Raw genomic sequence first — 13,232 nt, 5'->3', positions numbered from 1 at the left:
TGGGTTCGGGGCGTCGGCGGTGGCGGCCTGCTGCGCCTTGATCCGCGCCAAGGCCGCTTGTATCGGGTCGCTGATGGCGGTGGGCGCGGGCGCCTGTGCGGCTGGCGCCGGGCGCTGGGCCTCGCGCCGTGCGGCCAGGCTGGCCAGCCGCGCGTTGCGCTGTTCGAAACGCCTGCGGGCGCGGTCACGCTTTATTGTGCGGGCCTGGCGTTCGCCATCGGTCTGCGCCAGGCCGCCGACGATGGCCACGCTGGCGTTGGCTGGCAACGGCCGCAGTTCGATGCAGTCCACCGGGCAGGGCGCCAGGCACAGGTCGCAGCCCGTGCATTCGTCGACGATCACGGTGTGCATCAGCTTGGCCGCGCCGACGATGGCGTCCACCGGGCAGGCCTGGATGCATTTGGTGCAGCCGATGCATTCGGCTTCACGGATATAGGCCACCTGGGGTGGTGCGCTGCCGCGGCTGGTGTCCAGGGCGATGACCGGCACCTGCAGCAGGTTCGCCAGGGCGGCGAGGGTCTCGGTGCCGCCGGGCGGGCATTTGTTGATTGCGTCGCCCCTCGACATCGCCTGCGCATAGGGCAGGCAGCCGCCATGGCCGCATTTGCCGCACTGGGTCTGGGGCAGCAGGGCGTCGATGCGTTGGGTCAGGCTCATCTTTCTGTCCGGCATGGCCATGAACAATTGTGGGAGCTGGCTTGCCAGCGAGATTTTGAGGTGTCCCAAAAAGCTCGCTGGCAAGCCAGCTCCCACAAGGGTATTACTTGATGCGCTGGCCCGGCTTGGCGCCGCTGTCAGGGCTCAGCAGGTAGATCTCTTCGCCGCCAGGGCCTGCGGCCATGACCATGCCTTCGGACATGCCGAAGCGCATTTTGCGCGGCTTGAGGTTGGCGATCATCATGGTCAGGCGGCCTTCCAGCTCGGCCGGGTTCGGGTAGGCGCTCTTGATGCCCGAGAACACGTTGCGCTGCTCGTCACCGATGTCCAGGGTCAGGCGCAGCAGTTTGTCGGCGCCCTCCACGTGCTCGGCCTTGACGATCAGGGCCACGCGCAGGTCCACGGCAGCAAAGGTGTCGAACTCGATTTCCGCAGCCAGGGGTTCCTTGACCAGCTCGCCGTTGCCGGCCGGGGCGTTGGAGGCCTGGGCGGCTTCCAGGTCTTCCTTGGAGGCGTCGACCATGGCTTGCACCTTCACCGGGTCGATGCGGCTCATCAGCGCCTGGAACGGGTTCAGCTGGTGGTTGGCCAGCAGCGTGGCGTGGTCGGCCCAGGTCAGCGGTGCGACGTTGAGGAACGCCTCGGCGTCGGCGGCCAGTTGTGGCAGCACCGGCTTGAGGAAGATCACCAGCTGGCGGAACAGGTTCACGCCCAGGGCGCACACGGCCTGCACTTCGGCCTGTTTGCCTTCCTGCTTGGCCAGGGCCCACGGTGCCTTGTCGGCGATGAAGGCGTTGGCGCGGTCGGCCAGGGCCATGATCTCGCGCATGGCGCGGGCGAAGTCACGGTTCTCGTAGGCTTCGGCGATGCTTGGCGCGGCGGCCAGGAAGGCGTCGGTCAGCTCTGGCGCGGCGTTTTCCGCTACCAGCACGCCGGCATTGCCCTTGTGGATGAAGCCTGCGCAGCGGCTGGCGATGTTGACCACCTTGCCCACCAGGTCGGAGTTGACCTTCTGCACAAAGTCTTCCAGGTTCAGGTCCATGTCGTCGACGCCACGGCCCAGCTTGGAGGCGTAGTAGTAGCGCAGGTATTCGGGCGACAGGTGGTCCAGGTAGGTGCGCGCCTTGACGAAGGTGCCGCGCGACTTGGACATTTTCTGGCCGTTGACGGTCAGGTAGCCGTGCACGTTCACCGCGGTCGGCTTGCGGTAGCCGGCGCCTTCGAGCATGGCGGGCCAGAACAGGGCGTGGAAGTTGATGATGTCCTTGCCGATGAAGTGGTACAGCTCGGCGGTGGAATCCTTGGCCCAGTAGGCATCGAAGTCCAGGTCCGGACGGCGCGCGCACAGGTTCTTGAAGCTGGCCATGTAGCCGATCGGCGCGTCCAGCCACACGTAGAAGTACTTGCCTGGCTCGCCCGGGATCTCGAAGCCGAAGTACGGCGCGTCACGGGAGATGTCCCATTCCTGCAGGCCGCTGTCCAGCCACTCGGCCAGTTTGTTGGCGACGGCGTCCTGCAGCGTGCCGCTGCGGGTCCACTCCTGCAGCATGGCCTGGAAGTCGGGCAGCTTGAAGAAGAAGTGCTGGGAATCCTTGAGCACCGGGGTGGCGCCGGAGATCGCCGACTTGGGGTTCTTCAGCTCGGTGGGCGCGTAGGTGGCGCCGCATTTCTCGCAGTTGTCGCCGTACTGGTCTTCGGCCGCGCACTTGGGGCAGGTGCCCTTGATGAAGCGGTCGGCCAGGAACATCTGCTTGTCCGGGTCGAAGTACTGGGTCACCGAGCGCTGGGAGATGTGGCCGGCGTCACGCAGCTTCAGGTAGATCTGCGAGGACAGCTCGCGGTTCTCTTCGGCGTGGGTGGAGTGGAAGTTGTCGAACTCCACCAGGAAGTCGGCGAAGTCGGTGCTGTGCTCGACCTGCACGCCGGCGATCAGCTGTTCAGGCGTGATGCCTTCCTTTTCCGCGCGCAGCATGATGGCCGAGCCGTGGGCGTCGTCGGCGCAGACGTAGGTGCACTGGTTGCCGCGGTGCTTCTGGAAACGCACCCACATGTCGGTCTGGATGTACTCGACCATGTGGCCAAGGTGGATCGAACCGTTGGCATAGGGCAGGGCGCTGGTGACGAGAATCTTGCGGGGCTCGGACATGGGGCTCGGCTACTTAGAAGTCAAAACAAGATCGGCCACTATAAAGGACCCGCGCGGTGCGGACAAACCCCCGTAGCAGCTGCCGCAGGCTGCGTCCTGGCCGATGCGTGGTGCCAGAGCCTGCGCGGCGCCTGTCGCGTGTTGGGCTCATTGTTTTTCCACCGGTGCGCTGGACGCGCTAGGATAGCCGTCTGTCTTGCTCTGTCTTTATAACGGGAGAACCCATGGGTGCCGTCAATCGCGCCGCCGTCGAAGCCGTACTTGGCCAGTACACCGATCCCTACCTGAACCAGGACCCGGTCAGCGCCGGGTGTGTGCGGGCCATCGATATCGACGGCGGGCAGGTCAACGTGGTACTGGAGCTGGGCTACGCCGCCGGCCTGTTCAAGAACGGCTTCGCCCAGGTGCTGCAGACCGCAGTCGAAGGCCTGGACGGCGTGAGCCGCGCCACCGTGCGCATCGACTGCGTGATCGGCGCCCACAAGGCCCAGGCCCAGGTGCCGGGCATGGCCAACGTCAAGAACGTCGTTGCCGTGGCCTCGGGCAAGGGCGGGGTGGGCAAGTCCACCACCGCCGCCAACCTGGCCCTGGCCCTGGCCCGAGAGGGCGCGCGCGTGGGTATCCTCGACGCCGACATCTATGGCCCCAGCCAGGGCGTGATGTTCGGCATCGCCGAAGGCACCCGCCCGCAGGTCAAGGACCAGAAATGGTTCGTGCCGCTCAAGGCCCATGGCGTGGAAGTGATGTCCATGGCCTTCCTCACCGACGACAACACGCCCATGGTGTGGCGCGGCCCCATGGTCTCCGGCGCCCTGCTGCAGCTGATCACCCAGACCGCCTGGGACGACCTCGACTACCTGGTCATCGATATGCCGCCAGGCACCGGTGACATCCAGCTGACCCTGGCGCAGAAAGTGCCGGTGGCCGGCGCGGTCATCGTTACCACGCCCCAGGACCTGGCCCTGCTGGACGCCAAGAAAGGCGTGGAGATGTTCCGCAAGGTCAACATCCCGGTGCTGGGCGTGGTCGAGAACATGGCCGTGCACATCTGCTCCAACTGCGGCCATGCCGAGCACCTGTTCGGCGAGGGCGGTGGCGAGAAGCTGGCGGCGCAGTACGGTGTCGAGGTGCTGGCGTCGTTGCCGTTGTCGATGCTGATTCGCGAGCAGGCCGACAGCGGCAAGCCGACTGCCATTGCCGAGCCGGAAAGCCAGATCGCCATGGTCTACCAGGAGCTGGCGCGCCATGTGGGTGCGCGCATCGTGATGCAGGAAGCGGCGGCCCCGGCCATGCCGAGCATCACCGTCAGCGACGACTGAGTGCTGGTGGCCGCTGCCTCAGGCAGCGGCTACGGTAAACCGCAGGCATAAAAAAACCCCGCTCGTGAGCGGGGTTCTTTTGAACTGTTCAGTACAAGTTAGATAACTTGAACTTCTTCAGCTTGCATGCCTTTCTGGCCGCGGGTAGCGACGAAAGAAACCTGCTGGCCTTCTTTCAGGCTTTTGAAGCCGTCAGCCTGGATAGCTTTGAAGTGAACGAACAGGTCGTCACCGGATTGTGGAGTGATGAAGCCGAAGCCTTTTTCATCGTTGAACCACTTAACGGTACCGGTTTGGCGATTGGACATGGTGAGTCTCCTTGGACAAAGTTAACTGCGGTTCAGGAAATGCCCTGGCCGAGACTGAGTGCAAAGAGCAGGAAAATTCATGGAGATGTAAAACATCGGGTAGAGATTCTCAGTGACACAAGCAACACAGTGACGCCACCTTAACCCTTTTTCCGGGGCCTGCCAATGCCATTCGCCGCGAATAACACAAATCATGACTGACGGTGCCGGCGGGTGGCGAAAAGTCGCAGTTTTCGCGGGCTGCAAGGCATGAAATGACCGGGCGGTCCGAACAAATGACCACGGTGCTTTGAGCCGTGGCGCCCGGTCCGGTAAGATGCGGGCAACATTTTCACCACCTCGCTATTCAGGACACCCCGCCATGAGCATCAAATCGGACAAGTGGATTCGCCGCATGGCGCAAGAGCACGGCATGATCGAGCCTTTCGTCGAGCGCCAGATGCGCGGTGAAGGCGCCGACCGGCTGATCTCCTTCGGCGTGTCCAGCTACGGCTACGACGTACGCTGCGCCGATGAATTCAAGGTGTTCACCAACATCAACTCGGCCACCGTGGACCCGAAGAACTTCGACGAGAAAAGCTTCGTCGACGTGAAAAGCGACGTCTGCATCATCCCGCCGAACTCCTTCGCCCTGGCCCGCACCGTCGAGTACTTCCGCATCCCGCGCAACGTGCTGACCATCTGCCTGGGCAAGAGCACCTACGCGCGCTGCGGCATCATCGTCAACGTCACCCCGCTGGAACCGGAGTGGGAAGGCCACGTGACCCTGGAGTTCTCCAATACCACCACGCTGCCGGCGAAAATCTACGCCAACGAAGGGGTGGCGCAGATGCTGTTCCTGGAGTCCGACGAAGAATGTGAAGTGTCCTACAAGGACCGTGGCGGCAAGTACCAGGGCCAGCGTGGCGTGACCCTGCCGCGTACATAATCCGACCGGCGCAAGGAATTAGTCGGGAAAAAGGCACTCTATCGAGGTGAACTGTTCCGTTTCGCGTCATGCGAAGCGGGCCATTGACCAGGGAGTGCCTATGAAAATCGACCCGACCATCAGCGCCGAACTGGCCAGGCTGGAGCCCAACCAGGTTGGCGTGCTTGCCTGGACCTTGCTGGCCAACCCCATGGCCCACCAGGCGGGCGGCGTACCGGGCCAACCGGACCCCGACCCCAACCCCGATTACCCGCAGCCCGAAGAACCGGGCGAGCCGACCATCCCCGATCAACCCCCACCCGCGCCCGTGGCCTGACGCCGCACCGGCCACACCTGGCCGTCGCCGACCACGAACAGCTGGTCGGCCCGGCCGGGGCGCAGCGCATGCCCCCCTGTGAAGGCGCCGAACGCCGGTAGCAGGCTGACCTCTTCCCCAAAGCTGAAACACGGCAGCCGCAGGCTTTGCCGCCCTTTGCCCTGCAAGCGGTACACCGGGTGCACGTGGCCGGCCAGCACCGGCAGGCGCGGGTGCGGCCCGGGTTCATGTTGCAACGCGAACGGCCCCAGCGGCAGCGGCTCGGCCACCACCTCGAACGCCAGCGAGGCAGGCGGGTCGCCGGCGCGGCGGTCGTGGTTGCCGCGAATCAGCGTCACCGCCAAGCCGCCATGCCGATCACGCCACTGCTGCAGCGCCGCCAGGGTCGCCGGCCCCTGGGAGCCGGGGGCGTGGAGGAAATCACCGAGGAAGATCAGCCGCTGGCAGTCATGCCGTGCCAACAGCCGGTCCAGCACCGCCAGGTTGCTCGCGGTGGTGCCATGGGGCACCGGCTGGCCCAGGCGGCGGTAGGCGGCAGCCTTGCCGAAGTGCGCGTCGGCGATCAGCAGGGCGCGTTGCCCGGGCCAGTAGATGGCCTTCTCCGGCAGCAGCCACAAGGTGGTGCCGTGGAAGTCGAAGGCGTGATGGCCGCTCATAGCCCCGCCGCCGTTTCCAGGTCGCTGACCATGCGCGCGATGCGGTCCGCCAGCTTCTCCGAGCTGAGGCTTTCGCGGAAGCGCTCCACCATCAGCGGAAAGCCCAACGGCGTGGCGCGCTTGAGCGCGTGCAGGTCCAGGCGCTGGCCTTGCATGCGCACCAGCGTCTGTTCCAGGCGCTGCACGTCCAACTCCTGGCGCAGCACTTCTTCCTGGGCCTGGGTCAGCAGCAGGTTGCCGGCGTCGTATTGCTTGAACACCTCGAAGAACAGCCCGCTGGAGGCCTGCACCTGGCGGGTGCTCTTTTGCGAGCCGGGGTAGCCGCCGAACACCAGCCCGGAGATACGCGCGATCTCGCGGAAGCGCCGCAACGCCAGTTCGCCGGCATTGAGGCTGGCGAGCACGTCGGCCAGCAGTTGCTCGGGGCTCAGCAGCGCGCCGTTCAGCCACTGCGACCAGTCCACGGCGGTGGCGCTGAGCAGCTCGAAACCATAGTCGTTGACGGCGATGGAGAAGGTCAGCGGCTGGCGTTGGCTCATCCGCGAGGCCAGCAGGCTGCCCAGCCCCAGGTGCACCTGGCGGCCAGCGAAGGGGTAGAGGAACAGGTGCCAGCCCTCGCGGGACTTCAGGGTTTCCGCCAGCAGGGTGTCGGGGGTGGGCAGTGCCGACCAGTGCTGCTGCACCTCCAGCAGCGGCCGCACCGCGCGCATGGGTGGGCTCTGGTATTCGCCCTGCGCGGCCAGGCCCAGCTGGCGCACCAGGGCGGCGGCCAGTTCGCTGGACAGCGGCATGCGCCCACCATTCCAGCGCGGCACGGCGGCCTTCTTCGCGGTGCTGCGCTTGACGTAGGCGGTCATGTTTTCCACCCGTACCAGCTCCAGCTGGCGCCCGGCGAACAGGAAACCGTCGCCGGGCCGCAGGCGGGCGATGAAGCCTTCCTCGACACTGCCCAGGGAACGCCCGCCACCGCCCTTGCTCCAGAACTTCAGTTGCAGGCTGGCGTCGCTGACGATGGTGCCGATGCTCATGCGGTGGCGGCGCGCCAGGCGCGCGTCGGGCACGCGCCACACGCCGTGTTCGTCGGGTTCCACGCGGCGGTAATCGGGGTAGGCGGTGAGCGAGTGGCCGCCGTGGCGCACGAACGCCAGGGCCCAGGCCCATTCGTCGTCGGTGAGGTCGCGGTAGGCCCAGGCGCTGCGCACTTCGGCCAACAGTTCATCGGGCCGAAAGCCGCCGCCCAGGGCCATGCTCACCAGGTGCTGCACCAGCACGTCCAAGGGTTTGTGCGGGGATTCACGCGGCTCGATCTGCCGCGCCGCCACGGCTTGTTCGGCCGCCGCAGCTTCCACCAGCTCCAGGCTGTGGGTGGGCACCAGGGTCACCCGCGACGGCCGGCCGGGGGCGTGGCCCGAGCGCCCGGCGCGTTGCATCAGGCGCGCCACGCCCTTGGCCGAGCCGATCTGCAGCACCCGCTCCACGGGCAGGAAATCCACCCCCAGGTCGAGGCTGGAGGTGCAGATCACCGCCTTGAGCTGGCCGTCCTTGAGCGCGCGCTCCACCCAATCGCGGGTCTCCCGGGCCAGGGAACTGTGGTGCAGGGCAATGATGCCGGCCCAGTCGGGGCGCGCATCGAGAATCGATTGAAACCAGATCTCCGCCTGGGAGCGGGTGTTGGTGAACACCAGGCAACTGCTGCTGGTGTCGATCTCGCCCACTACCTGGTCGAGCATGCGCAGGCCCATGTGGCCGCCCCAGGGGAAGCGTTCGATGGCCGCCGGCAGCAGCGTGTCGACTTCGATGCGTTTGGCTTCGGCGCCTTGCACAGTGAGGCCCTGGCCGGCGCCCAGCAGCACGTCCTGGGCGTGGGCCTGGTTGCCCAGGGTGGCCGAAATACCCCACACGATCAGCCCCGGCTGCCAGCGGCGCAGGCGCGCCAGTGCCAGTTGCAACTGCACGCCGCGCTTGTTGCCGATCAGCTCGTGCCATTCATCCACCACCACCATGGCCAGGCTGGCGAATTCTGTCTTGGCGTGCTCGCGGGCCAGCAGCAGGGTCAGGCTTTCCGGGGTGGTGATCAGCGTGGTGGGCAGCCGCCGGCCCTGGCGGGCGCGCTCGGCGCTGCTGGTGTCGCCGGTGCGCAGGCCCAGTGACCAGGGCAGTTGCAGGTCGTCCAGGGGCGCTTGCAGGGCGCGATGGGTGTCGGCGGCCAGGGCGCGCATGGGCGTCAGCCACAGCACCGTCAGCGGCGCGGTGCGCGGGCCGGGCCTGGCGAAACGGTTGAGGGCGGCGAACCACAAGGCGTAGGTCTTGCCGGCGCCGGTGCTGGCGTGCAGCAACCCCGACTGCCCAGCCTTGACGGCCGCCCAGACCTGTTTCTGGAACGCGAAGGGCTTCCAGTGGCGGGCGGCGAACCAGGGTTTGGCGTGGTCGGGCATGGGCGCTGTCCGTGGGGGTTAAACCAGTGACAGCGGCGGTGGAAGGTTAGTTGCGACGCGTGTAGCCGCTGCCGCAGGCTGCGCTGGCCATGATGGACGCTGGAGATCTCCAGTGGGGCATGGGGCCAGCGCAGCCTGGCGGCAGCGGCTACAGGGTTACTTCAGGTTGCCACTGAGGAACTGGCGCAACCGCTCGCTCTTCGGGTTGCCCAGCACGTCCGCCGGCACGCCTTCCTCCTCCACCAACCCTTTGTGCAGGAACATCACCTGGCTGGACACCTGGCGCGCGAAGCTCATCTCGTGGGTGACCATGATCATGGTGCGGCCTTCCTCGGCCAGGCCCTGGATCACCTTCAGCACTTCACCCACCAGCTCCGGGTCGAGCGCCGAGGTGGGTTCGTCGAACAGCATCACCTCGGGTTCCATGGCCAGGGCGCGGGCGATGGCCACCCGCTGTTGCTGGCCGCCGGAGAGGAACGCCGGGTACTGGTCGGCGACGCGCGCCGGCAGACCAACCTTGTCCAGGTAGCGGCGGGCACGGTCCTCGGCCTCGTGCTTGCTCACGCCCAGCACCCGCCGCGGGGCCATGGTGACGTTCTCCAAAACGCTCATGTGGCTCCACAGGTTGAAGTGCTGGAACACCATGGCCAGGCGCGTGCGAATGCGCTGCAGTTCGTCAGGGTCGGCCACGCGCATGCCGTGGCTGTCTTGCACCATGCGGATCTGCTTGCCGTCCAGGCTCATGGCGCCGTCGTTGGGGGTTTCCAGGAAGTTGATGCAGCGCAGGAAGGTACTCTTGCCCGAGCCGCTGGCGCCGATCAGGCTGATGACGTCGCCGGTCTTGGCCTTGAGCGAAACCCCCTTGAGTACTTCGTTGTCGCCGTAGCGTTTGTGCAGGCCATCGATGGTCAGTTTGTACATGGGCAATCAGGTCTCAAGGCGAAAGAAGGTAGCCGCTGCGGTAGGCTTCGCGGCCGGCGACGTGGGCCACCACCATGCCGGCGGTGGCCATGCGCCGCAGCGAGCGGGCGTACATCACCCCGGCCTGGGCGCAGCGCACGGCGGTGATGCGGTCGCTGATGGGGTCGATGACGTCGGCGATCAGCTGGCCGGCGCTCACGACCTCGCCCGGCAGCACATGGAACACCAGCAGGCCGCCGGCGGCGCTGACCACCGGCTCCACCGCCGCCAGGGGCGTGGCGGGGTAGGGCAGTTCGGGCAGCGGCGGCTGCTCGCCGGCGATGGCACCGTGGTGGGTCAGGTAGTCGATGATCGCCTGGCAGTCGGTGGCGGCGGTGTGGTGGTCGACATCGCCTTGGCCGCGCAGCTCCAGGGTCACCGAGAAGCTGCCCTGGGGAATCTCGAAACGGTGGTTGAAGCGCTGCTGCAGCTCCCACCACACCAGGGTGAAGCACTCGTCGAACGACTGCCCGCCCGAGTCGGTGGCCAGCAGGCTGGCCTGGGCGCCCAGGTAGCGCGACAGTGGTTCCACCTTCGGCCAGGCCTCGGGCGTGGTGTACAGGTGTGCCACGGCCTCGAAGTCGCAGTGCAGGTCCAGCACCATGTCGGCGTCGCAGGCCAGGCGCTGCAGGATCAGGCGCTGGGACTGCAACTGCGTGGCCGGCACCTGGGCTTCCAGCGCCCGGCGCAGCGCCGCGCGGATCAGCCGCGCATTGTGCTGCGGGTCGTCGCCCAGGTGCGGCGCCACCTCGGTGCCCACTTCGTCGCTGAGGTCGACGAACAGGCGGTTGAAGTTCTGCCCGCTCTCCAGCTCGTAGCGGCCCAGGGGCACGTCCATCAGCACCTGCTCCAGCCCCACCGGGTTGGCCACGGGCACCAGGACGATCTCGCTGTTCAGCTGCCCGGCCTGCTCCAGCTCGGCCAGGCGCTGCTTGAGGTGCCAGGCCACCAGCATGCCGGGCAGTTCGTCGGCGTGCAGCGAGGCCTGGATGTAGATCTTGCCGGCGCCTTCCGTGGGGCCGTAGTGAAAGCTGTGGATCTGCCGGCCGGTGCCTGGCACCGGGCTGATCAGGTCATGGGTGCGATGGTGCATTTCCGGTTCCTAGTGCGCAGGGCCGAGGAAGGCCAGCCAGCGGCGTTCCGCCAGGCGAAACAGGCCCACCAGCGTGAAGGTGATGGTCAGGTAGATCAGCGCGGCGATGCCGAACGACTGGAAGGTCATGAAGGTGGCCGAGTTGGCGTCGCGTGCCACTTTCAGGATGTCCGGCACCGTGGCGGTGAAGGCGACGGTGGTGGAGTGCAGCATCAGGATCACTTCGTTGCTGTAGAACGGCAGCGAGCGGCGCAGGGCCGACGGCATGATCACGTAAGTGTAGAGCTTCCAGCCAGTGAGGCCGTAGGCCTTGGCCGCTTCCACCTCGCCGTGGTTCATGCTGCGGATGGCGCCGGCGAAGATCTCGGTGGTGTAGGCGCAGGTGTTCAGGGCGAAGGCCAGGATGGTGCAGTTCATGGCGTCGCGGAAGAACGTGTTCAGCTCTGGCTGGTTGCGCACCGCCTCGATGCTGTAGATGCCGGTGTAGCAGATCAGCAGCTGGATATACAGCGGCGTGCCGCGGAACAGGTAGGTGTAGAACTGCACCGGCCAGCGTAGCCAGAAGTGCGTGGACACCCGGGCGATGGACAACGGGATGGACACCACGAAGCCGATGGCGATGGAGGCGGTCAGCAGCCACATGGTCATGGCCAGGCCGGTGATGTGCTGGCCGTCCGAATACAGGAACGGGCGCCAGTATTGTTGCAACAGTTCAATCATCGCACGGCCTCCCGGCTGCCAGCGCTGTAACGCCGCTCGGCCCAGCGCAACACCACGTTGGAGGCGCTGGTGATCAGCAGGTAGATGACGGCCGCCAGGACCAGGAAGTAGAACAGCTGGTAGGTGCTCTTGCCCGCGTCCTGGGCGGCCTTGACCAGGTCGGCCAGGCCGATGATCGACACCAGGGCGGTGGCCTTGAGCATCACCATCCAGTTGTTGCCGATGCCTGGCAGGGCGAAGCGCATCATCTGCGGGAACACCACGTAGCGGAACCGCTGGCCACGTTTCAGGCCATAGGCGGTGGCCGCTTCCACCTGGCCGCGTGGCACGGCGAGGATGGCGCCACGGAAGGTTTCGGTGAAATAGGCGCCATAGATGAACCCGAGGGTGATCACACCAGAGGTGAAAGGATCGATCTCGATGTAGTCCCAGTCCATGGCATCTGTGAGATTGGTCAGCCAGGTTTGCAGGCTGTAGAAGATCAGCAGCATCAGCACCAGGTCGGGCACGCCGCGAATCAGGGTGGTGTACAACTGTGCGGGAACCCGCAGCACTTTAAGGCTTGAGAGCTTGGCGCTGGCGCCCAGCAGGCCCAGGCCAACGCTCACCAGCAGTGACAGCACCGCCAGCTTGATGGTCATCCAGGTGCCTTCCAGCAGGATCGGGCCAAAGCCCTTCAGGCTGAATGCTGAAAGCCCCAGGTTTTGTAATAGGTCGTCGAACATGGATGGTGCCTGTGCAGGTAGAAAAAACGCCTTCCCCCGGACGGGAGAAGGCGTCGTTACCAATTGTTACTTGCCGCTGTACAGGTTCAGATCACCGAAGTGTTTCTTCTGAATGGTGTCGTAGGTGCCGTCCTTGTGTAACGCTTCGATACCTTTGTCCAGCAGGGCCTTGAGCTCTTTGTTACCCTTTTTGATACCGACGGCGGTCTTGGCCGGCAGCAGTGGGTCGTCAACCGGCTTGCTGACTTCGTAGTCGGCGCCCTGTGGCGATTTCAGGAAGCCCAGTTCGGCCTGCAGCATGTCCTGGATGGAAGCGTCCAGGCGGCCCGAGGTCAGGTCGGCATAGACCTGGTCCTGGTTGGCGTAGGCCTTGGTGGTCACGCCGGCCTTGTCCAGCACGGCCTTGGCGTAGGCTTCCTGGATGGTGCCCTGCTCGTAGCCCACGGTCTTGCCTTTGAGCGACTCGGGGGTGCTGTAGCCTGCACCTTTTTTGAACACCAGCGCGGTCGGGCCGGAGAACAGTTCGCTGGAGAAGTCGATGACCTTGGCGCGCGCGTCAGTCACGGTCATGGACGAGATCACGCCGTCGAACTTGCCGGCGTTGAGGCCGGGGATCATGCCGTCGAAGTCATTCTCGACCCACTTGCACTCCACTTTCAGCTCTTTGCAGATGGCATTGCCCAGGTCGATGTCAAAGCCCACCAGGCTGCCGTCGGCGGCCTTGGATTCGAACGGTGCGTAGGATGGGTCGACGCCGAAGCGCAATACCTTGTAATCCTTGGCCATCGCGGCGCCAGCAGACAAACATAAGGCCAGTGCAGAAAGGGTCAGCAATGCTTTTTTCATTGTGCAGTCCTTAGAACCTGAGAAGAGCGTACAGGTGTACGCGACATTCGTTACCGGCGGATGCCAGACATCATTCTGATAGCAATTTTCGCACCACAGTACCCGAACGAGCGTTTAAATGGG

12 protein-coding genes and 1 pseudogene are annotated in these 13,232 nt (G+C 65.5%); 3 read left to right on the top strand and 10 right to left on the bottom strand.

The annotated features are described in order from the left end of the window. Positions 1–140: 140 nt before the first annotated feature. Both rsxB and metG read right to left on the bottom strand, forming a co-directional pair. Positions 141–672: pseudogene (gene rsxB, locus AC0J42_RS24240) on the bottom strand (electron transport complex subunit RsxB); the annotation flags it as partial. 88 nt (positions 673–760) lie between these two features. Further along, positions 761–2,803 (bottom strand): methionine--tRNA ligase, encoded by a 2,043-nt coding sequence (metG, locus tag AC0J42_RS24235; protein ID WP_416426381.1) that lies wholly within the window; start codon positions 2,801–2,803, stop codon positions 761–763. Between the two features lie 224 nt (positions 2,804–3,027). Between metG and apbC the strand changes: the two genes are divergently transcribed. Then, complete coding sequence (gene apbC / locus AC0J42_RS24230) at positions 3,028–4,122, top strand: iron-sulfur cluster carrier protein ApbC (RefSeq protein WP_416426379.1); 1,095 nt, start codon at positions 3,028–3,030, stop codon at positions 4,120–4,122. A gap of 98 nt (positions 4,123–4,220) precedes the next feature. Here apbC and AC0J42_RS24225 read toward each other — a convergent pair whose 3' ends face one another. Continuing rightward, a complete protein-coding gene (locus AC0J42_RS24225) occupies positions 4,221–4,430 on the bottom strand; it encodes a cold-shock protein (protein WP_008365925.1) in 210 nt (69 codons plus the stop codon). A 361-nt stretch (positions 4,431–4,791) separates the two neighbouring features. Between AC0J42_RS24225 and dcd the strand changes: the two genes are divergently transcribed. Together dcd and AC0J42_RS24215 are read left to right on the top strand one after the other, a co-directional pair. After that, positions 4,792–5,358, top strand: a complete 567-nt coding sequence (gene dcd, locus AC0J42_RS24220; protein ID WP_003184751.1) for a dCTP deaminase — start codon at positions 4,792–4,794, stop codon at positions 5,356–5,358. 100 nt (positions 5,359–5,458) lie between these two features. Next, positions 5,459–5,674 (top strand): hypothetical protein, encoded by a 216-nt coding sequence (locus AC0J42_RS24215; protein WP_416426377.1) that lies wholly within the window; start codon positions 5,459–5,461, stop codon positions 5,672–5,674. Here AC0J42_RS24215 and pdeM read toward each other — a convergent pair. The 7 genes from pdeM to AC0J42_RS24180 form a co-directional block, all read right to left on the bottom strand. Further along, positions 5,647–6,330 carry a ligase-associated DNA damage response endonuclease PdeM gene (pdeM, locus tag AC0J42_RS24210; protein ID WP_473004214.1) on the bottom strand — a complete coding sequence of 228 codons (684 nt, stop codon included), beginning with the start codon at positions 6,328–6,330 and terminating at the stop codon, positions 5,647–5,649. The two genes, AC0J42_RS24215 and pdeM, sit on opposite strands and share 28 nt — an antisense overlap. After that, positions 6,327–8,765, bottom strand: coding sequence for a ligase-associated DNA damage response DEXH box helicase (locus AC0J42_RS24205; protein ID WP_473004212.1), 2,439 nt, complete (start codon positions 8,763–8,765; stop codon positions 6,327–6,329). The genes pdeM and AC0J42_RS24205 overlap by 4 nt, the downstream gene beginning before the upstream one ends. 156 nt (positions 8,766–8,921) lie before the next feature. Further along, on the bottom strand, positions 8,922–9,686 hold the full coding sequence (locus AC0J42_RS24200) for an ABC transporter ATP-binding protein (RefSeq protein WP_473004210.1): 765 nt from the start codon (positions 9,684–9,686) through the stop codon (positions 8,922–8,924). A gap of 13 nt (positions 9,687–9,699) precedes the next feature. After that, the gene (locus tag AC0J42_RS24195) at positions 9,700–10,818 is read right to left on the bottom strand and encodes a succinylglutamate desuccinylase/aspartoacylase family protein (protein ID WP_473004209.1); all 1,119 of its coding nucleotides are present in this window, start codon (positions 10,816–10,818) and stop codon (positions 9,700–9,702) included. 9 nt (positions 10,819–10,827) lie between these two features. Next, positions 10,828–11,538 carry an ABC transporter permease gene (locus AC0J42_RS24190; protein ID WP_473004207.1) on the bottom strand — a complete coding sequence of 237 codons (711 nt, stop codon included), beginning with the start codon at positions 11,536–11,538 and terminating at the stop codon, positions 10,828–10,830. Continuing rightward, a complete protein-coding gene (locus AC0J42_RS24185; protein ID WP_416426366.1) occupies positions 11,535–12,263 on the bottom strand; it encodes an ABC transporter permease in 729 nt (242 codons plus the stop codon). The genes AC0J42_RS24190 and AC0J42_RS24185 overlap by 4 nt, the downstream gene beginning before the upstream one ends. 66 nt (positions 12,264–12,329) lie before the next feature. Beyond that, positions 12,330–13,109, bottom strand: a complete 780-nt coding sequence (locus tag AC0J42_RS24180) for a transporter substrate-binding domain-containing protein (protein WP_416426365.1) — start codon at positions 13,107–13,109, stop codon at positions 12,330–12,332. Positions 13,110–13,232: the final 123 nt, after the last annotated feature.

Source organism: Pseudomonas sp. Tav-5-1A (assembly GCF_055755055.1).
The sequence above is the reverse complement of the archived record's forward strand: the minus strand, read 5'-3'. Positions and strand labels throughout refer to the sequence as shown.